This is a genomic window from Pseudomonas sp. LAMO17WK12:I5, assembly GCF_900215165.1.
GTDB classification, from domain to species: Bacteria; Pseudomonadota; Gammaproteobacteria; order Pseudomonadales; family Pseudomonadaceae; genus Aquipseudomonas; species Aquipseudomonas putida_A.
Genome location: NZ_OBDS01000016.1, coordinates 29,490 through 50,173 on the forward strand (window position 1 = coordinate 29,490; position 20,684 = coordinate 50,173).

The window sequence follows — 20,684 nt, forward strand, 5'->3', positions numbered from 1 at the left end:
GGAGCGATGACCATGAAAAATCTCGTTATCGCCACCCTGGCCCTGCTCGGCAGCACGGCTGTACACGCCGCCGACGTTGATCAGGCGTTGATCAAACAAGGCGAATACCTCGCCCGCGCCGGTGACTGCGTGGCTTGCCACACCGCCAAGGGCGGCAAACCGTTCGCCGGCGGCCTGCCGATGGAAACACCGATCGGCACGATCTACTCGACCAACATCACTCCAGACAAAAACGGCATCGGTGACTACAGCTTCGAGGACTTCGACAAAGCGGTGCGCCACGGCGTCGCCAAAAACGGTAGTACGTTGTACCCGGCGATGCCGTATCCGTCCTACGCCCGGGTCAGCGAAACCGACATGCAGGCGCTGTACGCCTACTTCATGCACGGCGTCGAACCGGTGGTCCAGGAGAACAAGGCCAGCGACATTCCATGGCCGCTGAGCATGCGCTGGCCGTTGATGGGCTGGCGCTGGCTGTTTGCGCCGAAGGTCGAGGACTACAAGGCCACCTCGGATGATCCGGTGATCGATCGTGGCGCCTATCTGGTCGAAGGCCTCGGCCATTGCGGCGCCTGCCATACGCCACGGGCGCTGACCATGCAGGAAAAATCCCTGAGCGCGGCGGATGGCAAGAACTTCCTCGCCGGCAGTGCGCCGCTGGAAGGCTGGATCGCCAAAAGTCTGCGCGGTGATCACAAGGATGGCCTGGGCAGCTGGAGCGAAGCGCAGCTGGTGCAGTTCCTCAAGACCGGCCGCAGCGACCGCAGTGCAGTGTTCGGCGGCATGAGCGATGTGGTCACCCACAGCATGCAATACATGACCGATGCCGACCTGACGGCGATTGCTCGTTACCTCAAGTCGCTGCCGGCAGTTGATCCAAACGATCAGCCGCATCAGTACGATGAGAAAGCGGCCAAAGCCCTGTGGAACGGCGACGACAGTCAGCGCGGCGCAGCGGTGTACATCGACAACTGCGCGGCCTGCCACCGTACCGACGGCCATGGCTACACCCGGGTGTTCCCGGCGCTGGCGGGCAATCCGGTGCTGCAATCGGAAGACCCGACCTCGCTGATCCACATCGTGCTCAAGGGCGGTACCTTGCCGGCGACGCACACGGCACCCTCGACCTTCACCATGCCGGGTTTCGCCTGGCGGTTGTCGGATCAGGAAGTGGCGGATGTGGTGAGTTTCATCCGTGGCAGCTGGGGCAACAAAGGGGCGCCGGTGAAAGCCGCTGACGTCGCCGAGTTGCGTAAGGAGGATATGAAGCACACCTCCGGCGATGACCTCGGTCAGGTCACACAACACAACTGACCAGTCGCCCGACGGCACTAGCCAGATGAGCAACGCCCCGATACTGTATATACACACAGTATCGGGGCGTTTTCATGTCTACTCCATTGCCACCACGGGGCCGCGGCACCGCGACCAACCCGCACAACCGCTTTGCGCCGAACCGTTCGGTGGCCGAGGACGACGGCTGGTATCAGGAAGTGCCCGAAACGCAGAACACCGAGGTGATGATCGAGACCGCGAAAACCATCATCACCCGCAACACCTCGCCAGACCTGCCCTTCGATCGCTCAATCAACCCCTATCGCGGCTGCGAGCACGGTTGCATCTATTGCTACGCGCGACCCAGCCACGCCTATTGGGACATGTCGCCGGGGCTGGATTTCGAAACTCGGCTGATCGCCAAGACCAACGCCGCCCAGGTGCTTGAGGAACAGTTGAGCAAACGCGGTTACCAATGCGCGCCGATCAATCTTGGCTCCAACACCGATCCGTATCAGCCCATCGAGCGCGAGCACAGGATCACCCGGCAGACCCTTGAAGTGCTGCTGCGCTACCGGCACCCGGTGACCATTGTCACCAAAGGTTCGCTGATTCTGCGCGACCTCGACCTGCTCACCGAGCTGGCGCAGCAACGGCTGGTGGCGGTGATGATCAGCCTGACCACGCTGGACGATGAACTCAAACGCATCCTCGAACCCCGTGCCGCTGCACCGAAAGCACGGCTGCGGGCGATCCGGGTGATGCGCGAAGCAGGCATTCCGGTGGGGGTGCTGTGTTCGCCGATGATCCCGATGATCAACGACAGCGAAATCGAAAGCCTGCTGACCGAGGCACATGCCGCCGGTGCACAAAGTGCCGCCTATATGATGCTGCGCCTGCCGCTGGAAGTGGCGCCGTTGTTCGAGGAGTGGTTACAGGCGCACTATCCGCAGCGTGCGGCCCATGTCCTGAGCCTGATCCGCCAGAGCCGAGGCGGTGAGCTCTACGACAGCCGGTTCGGTGCGCGGATGCGCGGCGAGGGGCCGTTCGCCGACCTGCTCGCGCAACGTTTCGCCAAAGCCATTAAACGTCTCGGTTTAAACCACCGTGAGGGCTATAACCTGGACTGCACGGCCTTCTGTCCGCCGGGTCGCCAGATGTCGTTGATTTAGCGACAATTGCCTATGGTTGCCGGGTTGGAGTCCTTCCGTCGAAATGCCTCAGTCACGTTTTTTGTGACCTGGAACACACGTTCTAGAGCGCTCGATTCAGTTTGAGTTAAGTTTCGGCGGCTACCTTGTTCATCGAGTGACTGACGGGTCTGGATGACCCGGATGTTTTAAACAGCCACTGGCTTCATACCGGAATACACGGGAACGACTCCCCGAATCCGCCAAAGAGGATGAATCATGAGTGACAAGGATAAACAGCCGTTGGCTGCGTCGGCGCAAGCCGTCCCTGGGGCGGAATCCGCCGATGCAGCGTTGCGTACGATCGTTGACGGCTTTTTGCATTTTCATCATGAGGTCTTCCCGCAGCAGGAAGAACTCTTCAAGAAACTCGCCACGGCGCAATCGCCACGGGCAATGTTCATCACCTGCGCCGACTCGCGCATCGTGCCCGAGCTGATCACCCAGAGTTCGCCAGGCGATCTGTTCGTGACCCGTAACGTCGGCAACGTTGTACCGCCTTACGGCCAGATGAACGGTGGCGTTTCCACTGCCATCGAATACGCGGTACTGGCGCTGGGCGTGCAACACATCATCATCTGCGGCCACTCCGATTGCGGTGCCATGCGCGCAGTGCTCAATCCGGACAGCCTGGAAAAAATGCCGACGGTCAAAGCCTGGTTGCGCCACGCCGAAGTGGCAAAAACCATGGTGCACGAAAACTGTAACTGCACCGAAGAAAAAGAAAGTATGCCGATCCTCACCGAGGAGAACGTCATCGCCCAACTGCAGCACTTGCGTACCCATCCTTCGGTAGCCTCACGCATGGCGAACGGTCAGCTGTTCATCCATGGCTGGGTCTACAACATCGAAACCAGCGAAATCAAGGCTTACGACGCGGATCAGGGACGCTTCCTGCCGCTCGACGGCAGCCATCCGATTCCGGTGGCGACGCCCAAAGCGCGCTTCTAAATCCTCCTAAAAATCTGTGTGGTTTGATGCCGGCCGCTGTTTCAGCGGTTCGGCGAAGCCATGCCTGAAGAAAACTTCGGGAGAGTCATCATGCGTGCTGCTCAATTGAAAGCGGTGTTGCCACGGGAGCTGCTGGCTTCGGTGGTTGTGTTTCTGGTCGCGCTGCCTTTGTGCATGGGCATTGCGATCGCTTCCGGGTTGCCGCCGGCCAAAGGTCTGATCACCGGGATCATCGGCGGTCTGGTGGTGGGTTGGCTGGCAGGCTCGCCGTTGCAGGTCAGCGGGCCGGCGGCCGGTCTGGCGGTGTTGGTGTTCGAGCTGGTGCGCCAGCACGGGATCGAGATGCTCGGGCCGATTCTGTTGCTTGCGGGTTTCCTGCAACTGGTGGCCGGGCGCCTGAAGCTCGGGTGCTGGTTTCGGGTCACGGCGCCAGCGGTGGTCTACGGCATGCTCGCGGGGATCGGCGTGCTGATCGTTCTGTCGCAGGTGCATGTGATGCTCGATGCCAAGCCACAACCGTCCGGGCTGGATAACCTCACGGCCTTCCCCGGCGCAGTGGCGCAAGCCTTGCCGTCGTTCGGCTGGCAGGCCGGCTTGCTCGGCCTGGCGACCATTGCGGTGATGTGGCTGTGGGAGAAATTTCGCCCGCATTCGCTGCGCTTCATTCCTGGTGCGCTGCTCGGTGTTGGCCTGGCGACCGGCGCCAGCCTGTTGCTGGCGTTGCAGGTCAAACGGGTTGAGGTACCGGAGAACCTCGCCGAAGCCATTGACTGGCTGAAACCGGCGGACTTGCTCAGCCTCGCTGATCCAACCCTGCTGATTGCGGCTTTTGCCGTGGCGTTCATCGCCAGCGCCGAAACGCTGCTGTCCGCCGCAGCGGTGGATCGCATGCACAACGGCGTGCGCTCGGACTTCGACCGTGAGCTGTCGGCGCAAGGTGTCGGCAACATGCTCTGCGGTCTGCTCGGTGCGCTGCCGATGACCGGGGTGATCGTGCGCAGCTCGGCCAACGTCCAGGCCGGTGCAACCACCCGTTACTCGACGATCTTCCATGGTCTGTGGCTACTGGCGTTCGTGCTGTTGCTGTCGAGCGTGCTGCAAAGCATTCCGGTGGCGAGTCTGGCAGGCGTGTTGGTGTACACCGGGTTCAAACTGGTGGACTTGAAAGCCTTTCGCGGACTGGGCCGTTACGGGCGGATGCCGATGTTCACCTATGCCGCCACGGCGCTGGCGATCATCTTCACCGACCTGCTGACCGGTGTGTTGATCGGTTTCGGTTTGACGATGTTGAAACTGGCGTTCAAGGCTTCGCGATTGAAGATCAGCCTGATCGATCTGCCGCAGGACGGTGAGATGGAATTGCGTCTGGTCGGCGCGGCGACCTTCCTCAAGGTACCGGCGCTGACTCAGGTGCTGGGGAGCATTCCGGCGGGCACGACGGTGCATGTGCCGCTCAATAACCTGAGCTACATCGACCATTCGTGTCTGGAGTTGCTGGAAGAGTGGGGCCGGGCGAATGCGGCGAAGGGGTCGAAGCTGTTGATCGAGTCGCGCGGGTTGAAGCGACGGTTGGAGGGGCGGGTTCGGACCAATACCGGGATCGGCGCGGCCGGCTAAAAAACCCGTTGTGCATACAAACCCTGTGGGAGCGAGCCTGCTCGCGAAAGCGATGTATCAGCCAACAGAAGATGTTGAATGATCGACCGCATTCGCGAGCAGGCTCGCTCCCACATTGGATCTATGGCGTATGAGGATTACGCGGCAGGCTGGTCCAGCTCCAGGCCCACACCCAAGCGACGGCCCATGCATGGCCAGCGCTTCCACGCAGCACCGGTATCCGGGCTGCTCAGTTTGTCGCGGTAGGCCTCTACCGATTCCAGGGCAAAACTCTCTTCGTCGAGCATCTCGTCGATAGTGTGATGCACCACTTCGTCCAGTTGATTGGCAAATTCCTCACCGAGCAATTGGTGAGCAATCAGATTGGCGACCGTCATGTCCAAGGGGATCAGTGGCTGGCCGAGGTGCTTGATGTACAGGTCGTTGACCTCTTCGACAAAGCGGTGCGCCAGATAGGCTTCATCCAGCAGGCTGTCCAGACCGACCGGCGGCTGGAGGAAGTACTGCTCGGCGATTTTCAGCACCGGTTTGATCTGCGACTCGATTCCCGCTTCCCTGGCAACTTCATTGGCTGCGTCCAGCATGTCTGGTACTTCATCGATATAGGCGGTGACGAAACTGGTCAACGCTTCTTCGCGGTTGGCGTCTGGCAACTGGATGGCGGAATGCAGATGAGGCAGTTTGGCTTCCAGCTGACGCTTGAGCCGTCCGGTTTCGTTTTCGGTTTGTCGGGCTTTTTGAATCTGCTCGCGCAATGCGGCGGTGTTCATGAAAACTCCAGGAAACAAGGCAATGAAATAGGGAAGACATAACTTAGCTGGCTTACGAAAAATGCTAAGACGCATTTGTCATAATTATTTCATCCTTGATACACCTGCGTTATATCAGTTTGCCGCCACTCGTCTGCATCCTTCTCCATTCGCACCCTTGAGCGCAAGCCCCGGCTGTTTCAGATCATTAACGCGTCGACATTGCAATTCCCGATGGCTGTCTATACTCGCCATTGAATGGAGTTAGCTGATGACGCCCGACTGCCCACGCAGCAAGGCCCGGCGATTCAAGTTCGTAGTCTGATGCAGCCGCTCCCTTGCCGAAGGCGTTGCGCCTACGGGATAACAAGAACGATAAGGGGAACCCGCAATGATGCGACATCCACACGTCTGGATGGGCCTCCTGTTGTGGTCGATTTTCAGCCCGGCTCAAGCGGCCTGGACTGTGAATATGGCGCCTGGAGCGACTGAAATCAGTCACGCAGTATTCGACCTGCACATGACCATTTTCTGGATCTGTGTGGTGATCGGGATCATCGTCTTCGGCGCCATGTTCTGGTCGATGATCGTGCATCGCCGCTCGACCGGGCAGGTCGCCGCAAAATTCCACGAAAGTACCACCGTCGAGATTCTCTGGACGGTCGTGCCGCTGCTGATCCTGGTAGCGATGGCCGTTCCGGCGACCGCCACCCTGATCCGCATGTACGACACCAGTGAGCCGGATATCGATATCCAGATCACCGGCTATCAGTGGAAGTGGCACTACAAATACCTGGGTCAGGATGTCGAGTTCTTCAGCAACCTGGCCACCCCCGCCGAACAGATCCACAACAAGGAAGCCAAGGGCGAGCACTACCTGCTCGAAGTCGACAAGCCGCTGGTGCTGCCGGTCGGCGCCAAGGTGCGCTTCCTCGTGACCTCCGCCGACGTTATCCACTCCTGGTGGGTGCCGGCCTTCGCGGTCAAGCGCGATGCGATCCCCGGGTTCGTCAACGAAGCCTGGACGCGCATCGACAAGCCCGGCCTCTACCGTGGCCAGTGCGCCGAGTTGTGCGGCAAGGATCACGGCTTCATGCCGATCGTGGTCGACGTCAAAGAGAAGGCCGACTACGACAAGTGGCTTGCCGACCGCAAAGCCGAAGCCGCGCAGCTCAAAGAGCTGACCAGCAAGGAATGGACGCTGGACGAGCTTAAAGAGCGCGGCGACAAGATCTATCACACCACCTGCGTGGCCTGTCACCAGGCCGAAGGCCAGGGCCTGCCGCCGATGTTCCCGGCGCTCAAGGGCTCACCGATTGCCACCGGGCCGAAAGCCGACCATCTGCACCGCGTGTACTTCGGCAAACCTGGCACCGCCATGGCAGCGTTCGGCAAGCAGTTGTCGGAAGTCGATATCGCAGCGGTGGTGACCTACGAACGTAACGCCTGGGGCAACAACAAGGGCGACATGGTCACGCCAAAAGAAGTGCTTGAGCTCAAACAGGCGGAAAGCAAATGAGCCGGTCTATCGCGTACTTCGTGAATCGGTCGGGGCAATGCGCCCCGGCCCGCCCCGTCCACTCACGTAAAGGAGACCGGCCATGAGCGCTGTAATCGATGACCACGGTCATGCCGACCACGCCCACGGCCCCGCCAAAGGCCTGATGCGTTGGGTGCTGACCACCAACCACAAGGACATCGGCACGCTGTACCTGTGGTTCGCGTTCTGCATGTTCCTGCTCGGCGGCACGTTCGCCATGGTGATCCGCGCCGAGCTGTTCCAGCCCGGGCTGCAGATCGTCGAGCCGGCGTTCTTCAACCAGATGACCACCATGCACGGCCTGGTGATGGTCTTCGGCGCGGTGATGCCGGCGTTCGTCGGCCTCGCCAACTGGATGATCCCGTTGATGATCGGCGCGCCAGACATGGCCCTGCCACGGATGAACAACTTCAGCTTCTGGCTGCTGCCGGCGGCGTTCCTGCTGCTGGTCTCGACCCTGTTTACCGCCGGTGGCGGGCCGAACTTCGGCTGGACGTTCTATGCGCCGCTGTCCACCACCTACGCGCCGGAAAGCGTCACCTACTTCATCTTCGCCATCCACCTGATGGGGATCAGTTCGATCATGGGTGCGATCAACGTGATCGCCACCATCCTCAACCTGCGCGCCCCCGGCATGACCCTGATGAAAATGCCGCTGTTCGTCTGGACCTGGCTGATCACCGCGTTCCTGCTGATCGCGGTGATGCCGGTGCTGGCCGGGTGCGTGACGATGATGCTGATGGACATCCACTTCGGCACCAGTTTCTTCAGTGCCGCCGGTGGCGGTGACCCGGTGCTGTTCCAGCACGTGTTCTGGTTCTTCGGCCACCCCGAGGTGTACATCATGATCCTGCCGGCCTTCGGCGCCGTCAGCCAGATCATCCCGACCTTCTCGCGCAAGCCGCTGTTCGGCTACACCTCGATGGTCTACGCCACGGCGAGCATCGCGTTCCTGTCGTTCATCGTCTGGGCGCACCACATGTTCGTGGTCGGCATCCCGCTGGTGGGCGAGCTGTTCTTCATGTACGCGACCATGCTCATCGCCGTGCCCACCGGGGTGAAGGTGTTCAACTGGGCCAGCACCATGTGGCAGGGGTCGCTGACCTTCGAGACGCCGATGCTGTTTGCCGTGGCGTTCGTGATCCTGTTCTCGATCGGCGGTTTTTCCGGGCTGATGCTGGCCATTGCCCCGGCGGACTTCCAGTACCAGGACACCTACTTCGTGGTCGCGCACTTCCACTACGTGCTGGTGCCGGGGGCGATCTTCGGGATCTTCGCTTCGGCCTATTACTGGCTGCCGAAGTGGACCGGGCACATGTACGACGAAACCCTCGGCAAGCTGCACTTCTGGCTATCGTTCGTCGGCATGAACCTGACCTTCTTCCCGATGCACTTTGTGGGGCTGGCGGGAATGCCGCGGCGGATTCCGGACTACAACCTGCAGTTCGCCGACTTCAACATGGTTTCCTCGATCGGCGCGTTCATGTTCGGCGCTACGCAGATCTTCTTCCTGTTCATCGTGATCAAGACCATTCGCGGTGGCGCGCCAGCCCCGGCGAAACCGTGGGATGGCGCCGAAGGCCTGGAGTGGAGCGTGCCGTCACCGGCGCCGTATCACACCTTTACTACGCCGCCGGAAGTGAAATGAAACGCCTTGCCTTTGTGGGAGGGGGCTTGCTCCCGAATGCGTCAGATCATTCAACTCATGGGTTGAATGATGAATTGCATTCGCGAGCAAGCCCGCTCCCACAGGGGATCTCGGTGGAGGCTGACAAACATGGCTGATTCGATCTCGCTGAAAAAACTGGTCACCCGTCTGCTCGGCGTGGTGGTGGCAATGTTTGTCTTCGGCTTTGCCTTGGTGCCGATCTACGACGTGATGTGCAAGGCCTTCGGCATCAACGGCAAGACCGCCGGGCAGTACGAGGGCGAGCAGGTGGTGGACAGCTCGCGCCAGGTGCGCGTGCAGTTCCTGTCGACCAACAACATCGACATGCCGTGGGAGTTCTACCCCAAGCACGACGAGTTGACCGCCAACCCCGGCGCGGTCAACGAGATGATCTTCGTCGCACGCAATCCCACCGACAAACCGATGAGTGCGCAAGCCGTGCCGAGCATCGCGCCGAGCAATGCGGCGGCGTATTTCCACAAGACCGAATGCTTTTGCTTTACCCAGCAGGTGCTGCAGCCGGGTCAGCAGATCGAGATGCCGGTGCGTTTCATCGTTGACCGCGACATGCCCAAGGACGTGAAGCACCTGACGCTGTCCTACACGCTGTTCGATATCACCGCCCGACATCCTCCGGTGGCTGCAAACACTGGCGGTTAAGCGTGCCCGATAAGGAGAACAATAAATGGCAACTCATGAGCACTATTACGTCCCGGCCCAGAGCAAATGGCCGATCATCGCCACCTTCGGCATGGCGATCACCGTGTACGGCCTGGCGACCTGGTTCAACGATCTGAAGGCAGCGCGCCCGGAATCCCACGGCCCGTACATCTTTTTCGTCGGTGGGCTGTTGCTGGCGTACATGCTGTTCGGCTGGTTCGGGGCGGTGATCAAGGAAAGTCGTGCCGGGCTGTACAGCCCGCAGCTCGATCGCTCGTTCCGCTGGGGCATGAGCTGGTTCATCTTTTCCGAGGTGATGTTCTTCGTCGCCTTCTTCGGCGCACTGTTCTATGTGCGGCACATTTCCGGCCCGGCGCTGGGCGGCGAAGGCCCGAAAGGCATCGCGCACATGCTCTGGCCGAACTTCCAGTTCACCTGGCCGCTGCTGCACACCCCGGACCCGAAACTGTTCCCGCCGCCCAAGGAAGTCATCAGCCCGTGGGGCCTGCCGCTGATCAACACGATCCTGCTGGTCAGCTCCAGCGTGACCATCACCATCGCCCACCATGCCTTGAAAAAGGGCCATCGCGGCGCACTGAAAATCTGGCTGGCGATCACCGTTCTATTGGGCTGCGGCTTCCTCGCCTTGCAGGCCGAGGAATACATGCACGCCTACCACGAACTGGGCCTGACCCTGGGTTCGGGCATCTACGGCGCGACGTTCTTCATGCTCACCGGTTTCCACGGCGCCCACGTGACCATCGGCACGATCATTCTGTTCGTGATGCTGATGCGCATCATGAAGGGCCATTTCGATGCCGAGCATCAGTTCGGCTTCGAGGCGGCGAGCTGGTACTGGCACTTCGTTGATGTGGTGTGGATCGGCCTGTTCATCTTCGTTTACGTGCTCTGAGCACTGATCACCAAGGCGCGTGCGACACCAGTTGGCCGCTGTAGAAGCCCCAGGCGATCAAGCCGACGGTGGCAGCGGCCAGTGCCACCCGAACACTCAAGGCGATCACCAGGCGATTGGAGCTGCTGTCGTCCTTGACCAGGTAAAACAGGCCGCTGAACAGGCTGATCACCGTGGCAATCAGCAGCAGGACGATGGCTGCTTTGAGCATGGGAAGACTCCGGGGGACAGGCGATGCAGTTGAGTATAGCGATCGCGACGACTGACTTTGTGGCACGGCCATGAAGCGCTTCCGGCCGGGCGTGATACCGACCGTGGTGGTGGCGCTGTTGCTGCCGCTGCTGGTGTCGCTGGGTTTCTGGCAGCTCGGTCGGGGCGCGGAGAAAACCGCCCTGCTCGCCACTTACGCCGAGCGCCGCGCGGCTGATCCGATGGCCAGCAGCGAATTGCTGCACAGCGCCGACCCGGCCTTTCGCCGTGTGCATCTGTACGGCCAGTTCGATGGCGCCCACAGCCTGCTGCTCGACAACCGCCAGCGCAACGGCAAGGTCGGTATCGAGCTGCTGCAACCGTTTCAGGATCGGGCCACCGGCCAGTGGCTGCTGGTCAATCGCGGCTGGTTGCCATGGCCGGATCGCCGGGTAACACCAAAATTTTCCACCCCCGCCGACACGGTCAACCTGGACGCCTGGGTCTACGTCGCCCCCGGCGCAACCTTCCAGTTGCACGCCGACCCGGCCAGCAGCACCTGGCCGCAAACGATCACCGCCGTCGAGCCGGCGAAGCTGTGGAAAACCCTCGAACGCGACGGCTTCGCCTACGAACTTCGTGCCGAACCCGGCCCCGCCAGCTATGAGGCCGACTGGCCGGTTGTCGCCATGGGCCCGGAAAAACACCTTGGATACGCCGTGCAGTGGTTCGCCATGGCCACCGCCCTGCTCGGCCTCTACCTCTACCTTGGATTGCACAACGCAAAGGAGAAACACCATGGGAACGGCCATGAATCCACCCAGCATGTCTGAGGCGAAAACCCCGGCCACCCGCCGCCGCGGGCGGATTCAGCTGCTGCTGATTGTGCTCGGCGTGGTCGGCCCGATGATCCTCGCTACCGGCATGTACAAATTGCAGTTCTGGGTGCCGGAAGGTCGCAGCTACCACGGCGAACTGATCGGCAACGGCCAGACCCGCGCCGACCTCGGCGTGCAAGCCGATGAACAGCGCTGGCAGATGCTGGTGACCGCGCCGAAGGATTGCGCGGTGGACTGCCAGCAACTGGTGTACCTCGCCCGGCAGATCCAGATCGGCCTCGGTCGCGACGCCGGTCGCGCCAGCCACGCCCTCGCCGCTGCCCAACCGCTGAGCGCCGACTACGAAGCCAAGCTGAGCCGCGAATACCCGCAGCTGCAACGCTACCCGCTGGACAGCGCAGCGTTGAGCAAGGCCACCGGCGACAAGGCCACGCCGCAGCTGTGGATCATCGACCCCCACGGCAACTTGGTGCTGCGTTACGAGCCGAGTGTGAAGGGCAAGGATCTGCTCAACGACCTGCGCCACCTGCTGAAACTGTCGAACATCGGATAAGGGCATCGTCATGGCCAAACCTGGATTTCGCCTCGCGCTGTTTGCCACCCTGCTGGCACTGATCGTCGTGCTGCTCGGCGCCTACACCCGCCTGACCCACGCAGGCTTGGGCTGTCCGGACTGGCCGGGCTGTTACGGTTTTATCAGCGTGCCGAAAAGCGAAGCCCAACTGGCGCATGCCGAGCTGCATTACCCCGACTCGCCGGTGGTGGCGCACAAGGGCTGGAACGAGATGATCCACCGCTACTTCGCCGGCACTCTCGGCCTGCTGATTTCGATTCTGGCCGGGCGCGCCTGGGTCAATCGTCGTCATCCTGGGCAGCCGCTGAAGCTGCCACTGTTTCTGCTGGCGGTGGTGTTCGCCCAAGCGGCGTTCGGCATGTGGACGGTGACGCTCAAGCTCTGGCCGCAAGTGGTCACCGGACATCTGCTCGGCGGTTTTGCGACCTTGAGTCTGTTGTTTTTGCTGACGTTGCGATTGTCCGGGGTGCTGCCGGCACTGACCGTGCCCAAGCGCTTGCAGTATTGGGCAACGGCGGGGCTGTTGCTGGTGATCGGCCAGATCGCACTGGGTGGTTGGGTCAGTTCCAACTACGCGGCGGTGGCCTGCATCGACTTCCCGACCTGCCACGGTCAATGGCTGCCACCGGCGGACTTTGCCAACGGCTTTCACCTGACCCAGCACATCGGCCCCAATTATCTCGGCGGCCAACTCGACAGCGATGCACGCACAGCGATTCACCTGACCCACCGCATCGGCGCGCTGCTGGTGACGATCGTCCTGCTCGGTCTGGCCTGGCAACTCAGGGCTGTCGGCATGGCGCGTTTGGCCGGGCTAGTCGTCATTGCCCTCGGCGCACAGATCACCCTCGGCATCAGCAACGTGCTGTTCCATCTGCCGCTGCCGGTGGCCGTGGCCCACAACGCCGGTGGCGCCGCGCTACTGCTGACCATGGTGCTGGTCAATTACCACGCGCGCACCAGTCTGGTTCGGGTCAAACAGCCAATGTTGGCGCGCTGGCGTTTGAGCCCACGTAAACATTCGGCTGCGCCCATCACGATAAAAGGAGAAACGCCATGGCGCTTCTGATCGGCGAACGTCCCGCGCAAGCGCTGTGGCGTGACTATCTGGAGCTGACCAAGCCGAAAGTGGTGGTGCTGATGCTGATCACCTCGCTGGTCGGCATGTTCCTCGCGACCCGCGCCGGGGTGCCGTGGACGGTGCTGGTGTTTGGCAATCTGGGGATTGCGTTGTGTGCCGGCGGCGCGGCGGCGGTCAATCATGTGGTGGATCGGCGTATCGACGCGGTGATGGCGCGCACCCACAAACGGCCATTGGCCGAGGGCCGGGTTTCGCCGGCAGCGGCGCTGACCTTTGCGCTGGTGCTGGCGCTGCTCGGGCAGGCGATGCTGCTGACGTTCACCAATGCGCTGACCGCGTGGCTGACCCTCGCTTCGTTACTCGGCTACGCGGTGATCTACACCGGTTTCCTCAAACGCGCGACGCCACAGAACATCGTCATCGGCGGTCTTGCCGGCGCCGCCCCTCCGCTGCTCGGCTGGACCGCCGCCACCGGTCACGTCAGCGCCGAACCGTTGCTGCTGGTGCTGATCATCTTCGCCTGGACCCCGCCGCATTTCTGGGCGCTGGCGATCCATCGCAAGGAGGAGTACGCCAAGGCCGACATCCCGATGCTGCCGGTAACCCACGGCGAGCACTACACCAAAGTGCACATTCTGCTGTACACCTTCGCGCTGCTCGCGGTGAGCCTGCTGCCGTACGTGATCCACATGAGCGGCGTGCTCTACCTCATCTGCGCCCTGGCGCTGGGCGCAAGGTTTCTGCAATGGGCCGTGGTGCTGTACCGTGGCACTCGGCCGCACGCGGCGATCAACACCTTCAAGTACTCTATTTATTACTTGTTCCTGTTGTTCATCGCCCTGCTCGTAGACCACTACTTACTGTTGAACCTATGACTCGAACCCAGAAAACCGTCTTCATCCTCGTCGCCGTGATCGCGCTGATCCTGGGACTTACCGTCAACAAAGTGCTGAGTGGCAAGGGCCAGGGCGACCCCACCGCGCTGATCGACGCCGGCATCATCCTGCTGCCGCAGAGCCGCACCCTGCCGGGCGTGACCATGACCAATCAGGACGGCCAACCGGTCGCCATCGACGAGTTGAAAGGCAAGTGGAGCCTGCTGTTCTTCGGCTACACCTTCTGCCCGGACATCTGCCCGACCACCCTCGCCCAACTGCGCCAGATCAAGAGCGAATTGCCCAAAGACGCGGTGGATAAGTTGCAGATCGTGCTGGTCAGCGTCGACCCGAACCGCGATAATCCGCAGCAGTTGAAGCAGTACCTGGGCTACTTCGATCCACAGTTCGTGGGCCTGACGCCGAAGTCGATCGAAGAACTGCAGAAGGTCGCGAATGCGGTGAGTATTCCGTTCATTCCGGCCGATACCAGCAAACCGAATTACACGGTGGATCACAGTGGCAACCTGGCGGTGATCGGCCCGGACGGGACGCAGCGTGGGTTCATCCGGGCGCCGCTGAACAACGCCAAACTGGTTGCGCAGCTCCCGGTAATGCTTAACCGCAAGTAGCAACAACACTGAACCATTGTGGGAGCGGGCTTGCTCGCGAATGCAATGGGTCAGATAAAGAAATGTTGGCCGACACAACGCATTCGCGAGCAAGCCCGCTCCCACAGGGACGGTGTTCCGGGCACAAAAAAGGGGGCGCTCATGGCGCCCCCTTTTCGTTGCAGCAATCTAAATCAGAACGCCGGCAATACCGCGCCTTTGTACTTCTCGGTGATGAATTGCTTCACTTCCGGGCTGTGCAGCGCAGCCGCCAGTTTCTGCATCGCGGCGCTGTCCTTGTTGTCCGCACGGGACACCAGGATGTTGACGTACGGCGAGTCGTTGCCTTCGATCACCAGCGCGTCCTTGGACGGATCTAGTTTGGCTTCCAGCGCGTAGTTGGTGTTGATCAGCGCCAGATCGACCTGGGTCAGCACGCGCGGGATGGTCGCGGCTTCCAGTTCACGGATTTTCAGGTCTTTCGGGTTCTGCGCGATGTCTTTCGGGGTCGACAGAATGTTGGTCGGATCCTTCAGGGTGATCAGGCCAGCCTTGGCCAGCAGCAACAGCGCACGGCCGCCGTTGGTGGCGTCGTTCGGGATCACCACGTTGGCGCCGCTTGGCAGATCCTTCAGATCCTTGATCTTGTTCGAGTAGGCGCCCAGCGGCTCCAGATGCACGCCGGTCACCGCCACCAGGCTGGTGCCCTTGGCCTTGTTGAACTCATCAAGGTATGGCTGGTGCTGGAAGAAGTTGGCGTCCAGGCGCTTTTCAGCCACCTGCACGTTCGGCTGAATGTAGTCGGTGAAGACCTTGACCTTCAGATCCACGCCTTCTTTGGCCAGGGCCGGCTTCACGAATTCGAGGATTTCCGCGTGCGGCACCGGGGTAGCGGCAACGGTCAGGGTTTCAGCGTGGGCCGAAAAAGCGGCTACGGCAGCGAAAGCAGCGATCAGTTTTTTCATTCAGCTAACTCCTTATGAGGCGCCCGTCTGGCGCCTGCCAGCGAATGGCCGGCTCATCTCTTGATTACAAAAACCGGTTATTTGCGCGAGAAATGCACGACCAGTCGGTCGCCGACCATTTGCAGCACTTGTACCAGAATCAGCAGCAACACCACGGTGACGATCATCACATCCGTCTGGAACCGCTGGTAGCCGAAACGGATCGCCAGGTCACCCAGACCACCGGCGCCGACCACACCGGCCATCGCCGTGTAGGACACCAGAGTAATCGCGGTCACCGTAATCGCTGCGAAGATGCCCGGACGGGCCTCCGGCAGCAAGGCGTTCATGATGATCTGCCGGGTGGTCGCACCCATCGACTGGGTGGCTTCGATGATGCCGCGATCGACTTCACGCAGCGCGGTTTCCACCAGACGCGCGAAGAACGGCGTCGCACCCACCACCAACGGCGGAATCGCACCGGCCACGCCCAGCGAAGTGCCGGTGATCAGCACGGTGAACGGAATCATCACGATCAGCAGAATGATGAATGGCAACGAACGCAGGATGTTTACCGCCAACGACATGAAGGCGTAGAGGCCACGGTTTTCCAGCAACTGACGCGGGCTGCAGAGGAATAGCAGCACACCCAGCGGCAGGCCGAGCAATACGGTGAACAGCAGCGAACCACCGAGCATCAGCAGGGTGTCGCCCGTGGCCAGCCAGATTTCCAGCCAATCGATGTTCTCGAAGAAAGCCTTGAGCATTTCCATTAACGCAGCACCTCCATATGAACGTCAGCGGCGGTGAAGCGGGCGAACGCCGCTTCCATGTCGCCACCGGTGACGGCGAGGGTCAATTGCCCGTAAGGAATGTCTTTGATGCGGTCGATGCGACCGGCGAGGATGCTGTAGTCGACCCCGGTTTCCCGGGCCACGGTACCGAGCAACGGCGCGTAGGTCGCTTCGCCCTGGAAGGTCAGACGCACGATGCGACCCGGTACGTGAGCGAAGTCATCGCGCTGTTCGCTTTCGTCGATCTGCTCGCTTTCCTGAACGAAACGCTTGGTGGTCGGGTGCTGCGGATGCAGGAACACATCGGCCACCGAACCTTGCTCGACGATCACGCCGGCATCCATCACTGCCACCTGATCGCAGACGCGACGGATCACATCCATCTCGTGGGTGATCAGGACGATGGTCAGCTTCAGTTCACGATTGATCTCGGCCAGCAGTTGCAGAACCGACGCAGTGGTCTGCGGGTCGAGGGCGCTGGTGGCCTCGTCGCACAGCAGAATTTTCGGCTTGGTCGCCAGGGCGCGGGCGATGCCGACGCGCTGTTTCTGGCCGCCGGACAATTGTGCCGGGTACTTTTTGGCGTGATCGGACAGACCGACCCGGGCCAGCAACTCGGCGACGCGTTGATTGATTTCACTGCTCGACAGTTCGCCGGCCAGGGTCAGCGGCAGCGCAACGTTGTCGGCCACGGTCTTGGAGGCGAGCAGGTTGAAGTGCTGGAAGATCATCCCGACCTGCTGGCGGAAACGACGCAGGCCGTTGGCGTCCAGCGCGGTGACTTCTTCGCCGTCGACGATGATCTTGCCGCCGCTGGAATCTTCCAGGCGATTGATCAGACGCAGCAGGGTACTTTTGCCCGCACCGGAATGGCCGATCAGGCCGAAGACCTGACCGTTTTCAATCGAAAGACTGGTCGGGTGCAGGGCGGGGATGTCCTTACCGGCGACGCGGTAAGTTTTGTGGACGTTTTGAAACTCGATCACGTAGCGAACCTTGTGGGGCGCGTTAGAAAAGGATCAGCGGTTAGCCGGGCGCGCATTTTAGCCTGTCCGTATAGAGGTTCTTAGCATTTATTTCGCAATTAACCTTCGATTTGGCAATAACAAGATCAAAGGTCATAAAAAAGGAACGCCCGTTCCTGCTCATTGGTCACTAGTTAAGCGACTTGAAACCCTGGGTAACCGTGCCCGGAAACGCTCAAGAGTCCCCGTTGAAACGGGGTCAACCGAGGAGTTTACGTCTGATGAGCAGCAAGAAACCTACGACCGACAAAAGCCAGCTGGCCGGAACCGATACCAAGGATCGCGCCAACACCAACGCCAAACTCGACAGCCTGGAGAAATTTCGCTCCGACGCTACCGGCCAGGCCCTGCGCACCAACCAAGGGGTGAAGGTCGCCGATAACCAGAACACCCTCAAGGCCGGCCCGCGCGGGCCGTCGTTGCTGGAAGACTTCATCATGCGTGAGAAAATCACGCACTTTGACCACGAACGCATTCCGGAGCGCATTGTTCACGCGCGCGGCACTGGCGCGCATGGTTTCTTTCAGGCCTACGAGAACCATTCGACACTGACCAAGGCCGGCTTCCTACAGGATCCGGGGAAAAAGACTCCGGTGTTCGTACGTTTTTCCACCGTGCAGGGACCGCGCGGTTCCGGTGACACCGTGCGCGACGTGCGCGGTTTCGCGGTGAAGTTCTTCACCGACGAAGGCAACTTCGATCTGGTCGGCAACAACATGCCAGTGTTCTTCATTCAGGACGCGATCAAGTTCCCCGACTTCGTCCATGCGGTGAAACCCGAGCCGCACAACGAAATCCCCACTGGCGGCTCGGCCCACGACACGTTCTGGGACTTCGTCTCGCTGGTGCCGGAATCGGCGCACATGGTGATCTGGGCGATGTCCGACCGGGCAATCCCGAAAAGCCTGCGCAGCATGCAGGGCTTTGGCGTGCACACCTTCCGCCTGGTCAACGCCGAGGGCAAATCGCGCTTCGTCAAATTCCACTGGCGCCCGACTGCCGGCACCTGTTCGCTGGTGTGGGACGAAGCGCAGAAGCTCGCCGGTAAAGACACCGACTACCACCGTCGCGATCTCTGGGAAGCCATCGAGATGGGCGACTACCCGGAATGGGAGCTGGGTGTGCAGATCATCGAGGAGGAAAACGAACATGACTTCGATTTCGACATCCTCGACCCGACCAAGCTGATCCCCGAAGAAATCGTGCCGATCACCCCGCTGGGCAAGATGACCCTGAACCGCAACCCGGACAACTTCTTTGCCGAGACCGAGCAGGTCGCATTCTGCCCGGGCCACATCGTGCCCGGCATCGATTTCTCCAATGACCCGCTGCTGCAAGGCCGGCTGTTTTCCTACACCGATACGCAGATCAGCCGACTCGGTGGGCCGAACTTTCATGAGCTGCCGATCAACCGCCCGGTGGCGCCATTCCATAACGGCCAGCGCGACGCGCAGCACCGCACGGTGATCGACAAGGGGCGCGCGTCCTACGAGCCGAACTCGATTGATGGCGGCTGGCCGAAAGAGACTCCGCCAGCCGCGCAGGACGGCGGCTTCGAGAGCTACCCGGAACGCATCGATGCGAACAAGATCCGCCAGCGCAGCGAGTCGTTCAGCGATCACTTCTCGCAGGCGCGGCTGTTCTTCAACAGCATGAGTGAGCACGAGAAGGAGCACATCATTGCCGCCTACAGCTTCGAGCTGGGCAAGGTCGAACGCGAGTTCATCCGTGCACGGCAGGTGAATGAGATTCTCGCCAACATTGACCTGGAATTGGCCAAACGTGTCGCGGCCAACCTCGGGTTGCCGGCGCCGAGCAAAGGCACGGTCGAGGTGCGCGAGACTTCGTTCGATCATTCACCAGCGCTGAGTCAGGCGAATCTGCTGCCAGAGGACATCAAAACTCGCAAAGTGGCGATTCTTGCCGCTAACGGCGTCGATGGTGCAGCGATTGATGCGATGAAAAAGGCCTTGGAAGCAGAAGGTGCGCACGCCAAGCTGCTCGGCCCGACTTCGGCACCGGTGAAGACTGCCGACGGCAAAGCCCTGCCGGTGGACGCATCCATGGAAGGTATGCCTTCAGTGATCTTCGATGCGGTGTTCGTGCCGGGTGGTGCGGCGTCGATCAAGGCGTTGAGTGGCGACGGCGTGGCGCTGCATTACCTGCTGGAAGCCTACAAGCACCTGAAGGCGATTGCGCTGCACGGCGAGGCCAAGGAGTTGCAGGATCTACTGAAGCTGGAAGCGGATGCAGGACTGCTGCAGGGTAAGGATGTGCCGGGGTTGACCAAGCCGTTCTTCGCGGCGATCGGGCAGCATCGGGTCTGGGCGCGGGAGCCTAAGGCCAAGGCCATTCCAGCTTAAGTTCTTGGCTGGCTGAGAGGACGCTTTCGCGAGCAGGCTCGCTCCCACAGGGTTCACGCTGTACCTGTGGGAGCGAGCCTGCTCGCGAAGCTTTTAAGGTTTACGCGGGCTCAGGACCATCTGCGCCGGCACCGTGCGCAGAATCTGCTTCTCGATCTGCAGCTCGAAATCCGGATTGAGTTTCTTCACCCGCTTGCTCAGCAACGTCGCCAGCCAAGGGTAGTCCTGGGTACGCGGCGCCTGGATGCTCACGGCACACTCGTAATTCACCACATCGGCGGCGATCGCGTCGAGTTGCCGGCGAAGTTTGCGGCTATCGTTGATGTTCAGCGCCACCGTGGTGCTTTCGGCAGTCGGATCGATGACCTTGGCTTTCGGTTTGGCTTCGGCCGCCAGCAGCGCCGCTTCGGCTTTCTCCAGCTCGGCTTTGCGCGCTTCGGTGATGGCACCATTGACGCCACCGGTCAGCGCCGGGGCTTTCGGCATCAGGGCACGGGCACGGCTCAGCGCAGTGGCTGCGGCGTTCACATCACCCTTTTGCAATACGATCTGGCTGCGGCGCAGGTAGGCCTCAGCCAACTGGCGCTGGTATTGCTCCAGGGACTGATCGTTGGGGGTTTGTGCCTGCAAGGCGGCCAGTTGGTCTTCGGCGGTGGCCAGTTCGCTGCTGGCCAGGCTTTGCTCCAGCTGTGCGATGGCCGTGGCCCGCGCGTCGGGGGCTTCGGCCACCGGCGGCGTGCTTTGGCAGGCGCCCAGCAGCACGGAAAATGCGACAAGGAGCAGATAACGGGAGGCGAACGGCTTCATTCCTGCGACTCTCTAATT

At 61.1% G+C, this 20,684-nt stretch carries 20 protein-coding genes; 14 read left to right on the forward strand and 6 right to left on the reverse strand.

Features of this window, described 5'->3' with window-relative positions; genetic code table 11:
- The first annotated feature begins 12 nt into the window (after positions 1–12).
- From CRO59_RS25490 to CRO59_RS25505, 4 genes are all read left to right on the forward strand, one after another.
- Positions 13–1,314 carry a cytochrome c gene (locus tag CRO59_RS25490; protein ID WP_097090191.1) on the forward strand — a complete coding sequence of 434 codons (1,302 nt, stop codon included), beginning with the start codon at positions 13–15 and terminating at the stop codon, positions 1,312–1,314.
- A 74-nt stretch (positions 1,315–1,388) separates the two neighbouring features.
- The gene (locus CRO59_RS25495; protein ID WP_027610216.1) at positions 1,389–2,447 is read left to right on the forward strand and encodes a PA0069 family radical SAM protein; all 1,059 of its coding nucleotides are present in this window, start codon (positions 1,389–1,391) and stop codon (positions 2,445–2,447) included.
- A gap of 237 nt (positions 2,448–2,684) precedes the next feature.
- The gene (locus CRO59_RS25500; protein ID WP_027610217.1) at positions 2,685–3,416 is read left to right on the forward strand and encodes a carbonic anhydrase; all 732 of its coding nucleotides are present in this window, start codon (positions 2,685–2,687) and stop codon (positions 3,414–3,416) included.
- A gap of 90 nt (positions 3,417–3,506) precedes the next feature.
- On the forward strand, positions 3,507–5,033 hold the full coding sequence (locus CRO59_RS25505) for a SulP family inorganic anion transporter (RefSeq protein WP_097090192.1): 1,527 nt from the start codon (positions 3,507–3,509) through the stop codon (positions 5,031–5,033).
- A gap of 137 nt (positions 5,034–5,170) precedes the next feature.
- Here the strand turns inward: CRO59_RS25505 and CRO59_RS25510 are convergent, their stop codons facing one another.
- Complete coding sequence (locus tag CRO59_RS25510; protein ID WP_097090193.1) at positions 5,171–5,803, reverse strand: hypothetical protein; 633 nt, start codon at positions 5,801–5,803, stop codon at positions 5,171–5,173.
- Between the two features lie 370 nt (positions 5,804–6,173).
- On the opposite strand from CRO59_RS25510, the gene coxB reads away from it, so the two are divergent.
- The 4 genes from coxB (at position 6,174) to CRO59_RS25530 (ending at position 10,564) form a co-directional block, all read left to right on the forward strand.
- Complete coding sequence (gene coxB, locus CRO59_RS25515) at positions 6,174–7,301, forward strand: cytochrome c oxidase subunit II (RefSeq protein ID WP_027610220.1); 1,128 nt, start codon at positions 6,174–6,176, stop codon at positions 7,299–7,301.
- Positions 7,302–7,383: 82 nt separating this feature from the next.
- A complete protein-coding gene (ctaD, locus tag CRO59_RS25520) occupies positions 7,384–8,970 on the forward strand; it encodes a cytochrome c oxidase subunit I (RefSeq protein WP_041074772.1) in 1,587 nt (528 codons plus the stop codon).
- A 129-nt stretch (positions 8,971–9,099) separates the two neighbouring features.
- Positions 9,100–9,651: a cytochrome c oxidase assembly protein gene (locus tag CRO59_RS25525; RefSeq protein WP_041073722.1), complete on the forward strand. Its 552-nt coding sequence runs from the start codon at positions 9,100–9,102 to the stop codon at positions 9,649–9,651.
- A gap of 25 nt (positions 9,652–9,676) precedes the next feature.
- Positions 9,677–10,564, forward strand: coding sequence for a cytochrome c oxidase subunit 3 (locus tag CRO59_RS25530; protein ID WP_097090194.1), 888 nt, complete (start codon positions 9,677–9,679; stop codon positions 10,562–10,564).
- A gap of 7 nt (positions 10,565–10,571) precedes the next feature.
- Here the strand turns inward: CRO59_RS25530 and CRO59_RS25535 are convergent, their stop codons facing one another.
- Positions 10,572–10,775 (reverse strand): twin transmembrane helix small protein, encoded by a 204-nt coding sequence (locus tag CRO59_RS25535; protein ID WP_097090195.1) that lies wholly within the window; start codon positions 10,773–10,775, stop codon positions 10,572–10,574.
- Positions 10,776–10,845: 70 nt separating this feature from the next.
- Here CRO59_RS25535 and CRO59_RS25540 point away from each other — a divergent pair, with 70 nt between their 5' ends.
- From CRO59_RS25540 to CRO59_RS25560, 5 genes are read left to right on the forward strand one after another with little or no spacing between them, the layout of a single operon-like run.
- Positions 10,846–11,586: an SURF1 family protein gene (locus tag CRO59_RS25540; RefSeq protein ID WP_096797314.1), complete on the forward strand. Its 741-nt coding sequence runs from the start codon at positions 10,846–10,848 to the stop codon at positions 11,584–11,586.
- A complete protein-coding gene (locus CRO59_RS25545; protein ID WP_096797322.1) occupies positions 11,552–12,145 on the forward strand; it encodes a hypothetical protein in 594 nt (197 codons plus the stop codon). Before CRO59_RS25540 ends, CRO59_RS25545 begins: the two co-directional genes overlap by 35 nt.
- A 10-nt stretch (positions 12,146–12,155) precedes the next feature.
- Entirely contained in the window at positions 12,156–13,235 is a 1,080-nt protein-coding gene (locus CRO59_RS25550; protein WP_097090196.1) for a heme A synthase, read from the forward strand.
- Positions 13,223–14,122 carry a heme o synthase gene (cyoE, locus tag CRO59_RS25555; protein ID WP_003220336.1) on the forward strand — a complete coding sequence of 300 codons (900 nt, stop codon included), beginning with the start codon at positions 13,223–13,225 and terminating at the stop codon, positions 14,120–14,122. The genes CRO59_RS25550 and cyoE overlap by 13 nt, the downstream gene beginning before the upstream one ends.
- Positions 14,119–14,754, forward strand: a complete 636-nt coding sequence (locus tag CRO59_RS25560) for an SCO family protein (RefSeq protein WP_007962772.1) — start codon at positions 14,119–14,121, stop codon at positions 14,752–14,754. Before cyoE ends, CRO59_RS25560 begins: the two co-directional genes overlap by 4 nt.
- 173 nt (positions 14,755–14,927) lie before the next feature.
- Here the strand turns inward: CRO59_RS25560 and CRO59_RS25565 are convergent, their stop codons facing one another.
- The 3 genes from CRO59_RS25565 to CRO59_RS25575 form a co-directional block, all read right to left on the reverse strand.
- Positions 14,928–15,698: a MetQ/NlpA family ABC transporter substrate-binding protein gene (locus tag CRO59_RS25565; RefSeq protein ID WP_097090197.1), complete on the reverse strand. Its 771-nt coding sequence runs from the start codon at positions 15,696–15,698 to the stop codon at positions 14,928–14,930.
- Positions 15,699–15,775: 77 nt separating this feature from the next.
- Positions 15,776–16,450, reverse strand: a complete 675-nt coding sequence (locus CRO59_RS25570) for a methionine ABC transporter permease (protein WP_096797317.1) — start codon at positions 16,448–16,450, stop codon at positions 15,776–15,778.
- Positions 16,450–17,457, reverse strand: a complete 1,008-nt coding sequence (locus tag CRO59_RS25575; RefSeq protein ID WP_027610230.1) for a methionine ABC transporter ATP-binding protein — start codon at positions 17,455–17,457, stop codon at positions 16,450–16,452. Before CRO59_RS25575 ends, CRO59_RS25570 begins: the two co-directional genes overlap by 1 nt.
- A gap of 260 nt (positions 17,458–17,717) precedes the next feature.
- Here CRO59_RS25575 and katE point away from each other — a divergent pair, with 260 nt between their 5' ends.
- Positions 17,718–19,859, forward strand: a complete 2,142-nt coding sequence (katE, locus tag CRO59_RS25580) for a catalase HPII (protein ID WP_097090198.1) — start codon at positions 17,718–17,720, stop codon at positions 19,857–19,859.
- A 93-nt stretch (positions 19,860–19,952) separates the two neighbouring features.
- Here katE and CRO59_RS25585 read toward each other — a convergent pair whose 3' ends face one another.
- Positions 19,953–20,666, reverse strand: a complete 714-nt coding sequence (locus tag CRO59_RS25585; protein WP_027610232.1) for a PA5502 family lipoprotein — start codon at positions 20,664–20,666, stop codon at positions 19,953–19,955.
- Positions 20,667–20,684 lie beyond the last annotated feature (18 nt).

Bases quoted from the DNA above. Each gene is read 5' to 3' on its own strand.
- CRO59_RS25490 (WP_097090191.1), top strand. From the start codon at position 13: ATGAAAAATCTCGTTATCGCCACCCTGGCCCTGCTCGGCAGCACGGCT.
- CRO59_RS25495 (WP_027610216.1), top strand. From the start codon at position 1,389: ATGTCTACTCCATTGCCACCACGGGGCCGCGGCACCGCGACCAACCCG.
- CRO59_RS25500 (WP_027610217.1), top strand. From the start codon at position 2,685: ATGAGTGACAAGGATAAACAGCCGTTGGCTGCGTCGGCGCAAGCCGTC.
- CRO59_RS25505 (WP_097090192.1), top strand. From the start codon at position 3,507: ATGCGTGCTGCTCAATTGAAAGCGGTGTTGCCACGGGAGCTGCTGGCT.
- CRO59_RS25510 (WP_097090193.1), bottom strand. From the start codon at position 5,803: ATGAACACCGCCGCATTGCGCGAGCAGATTCAAAAAGCCCGACAAACC.
- coxB (WP_027610220.1), top strand. From the start codon at position 6,174: ATGATGCGACATCCACACGTCTGGATGGGCCTCCTGTTGTGGTCGATT.
- ctaD (WP_041074772.1), top strand. From the start codon at position 7,384: ATGAGCGCTGTAATCGATGACCACGGTCATGCCGACCACGCCCACGGC.
- CRO59_RS25525 (WP_041073722.1), top strand. From the start codon at position 9,100: ATGGCTGATTCGATCTCGCTGAAAAAACTGGTCACCCGTCTGCTCGGC.
- CRO59_RS25530 (WP_097090194.1), top strand. From the start codon at position 9,677: ATGGCAACTCATGAGCACTATTACGTCCCGGCCCAGAGCAAATGGCCG.
- CRO59_RS25535 (WP_097090195.1), bottom strand. From the start codon at position 10,775: ATGCTCAAAGCAGCCATCGTCCTGCTGCTGATTGCCACGGTGATCAGC.
- CRO59_RS25540 (WP_096797314.1), top strand. From the start codon at position 10,846: ATGAAGCGCTTCCGGCCGGGCGTGATACCGACCGTGGTGGTGGCGCTG.
- CRO59_RS25545 (WP_096797322.1), top strand. From the start codon at position 11,552: ATGGGAACGGCCATGAATCCACCCAGCATGTCTGAGGCGAAAACCCCG.
- CRO59_RS25550 (WP_097090196.1), top strand. From the start codon at position 12,156: ATGGCCAAACCTGGATTTCGCCTCGCGCTGTTTGCCACCCTGCTGGCA.
- cyoE (WP_003220336.1), top strand. From the start codon at position 13,223: ATGGCGCTTCTGATCGGCGAACGTCCCGCGCAAGCGCTGTGGCGTGAC.
- CRO59_RS25560 (WP_007962772.1), top strand. From the start codon at position 14,119: ATGACTCGAACCCAGAAAACCGTCTTCATCCTCGTCGCCGTGATCGCG.
- CRO59_RS25565 (WP_097090197.1), bottom strand. From the start codon at position 15,698: ATGAAAAAACTGATCGCTGCTTTCGCTGCCGTAGCCGCTTTTTCGGCC.
- CRO59_RS25570 (WP_096797317.1), bottom strand. From the start codon at position 16,450: ATGGAAATGCTCAAGGCTTTCTTCGAGAACATCGATTGGCTGGAAATC.
- katE (WP_097090198.1), top strand. From the start codon at position 17,718: ATGAGCAGCAAGAAACCTACGACCGACAAAAGCCAGCTGGCCGGAACC.
- CRO59_RS25585 (WP_027610232.1), bottom strand. From the start codon at position 20,666: ATGAAGCCGTTCGCCTCCCGTTATCTGCTCCTTGTCGCATTTTCCGTG.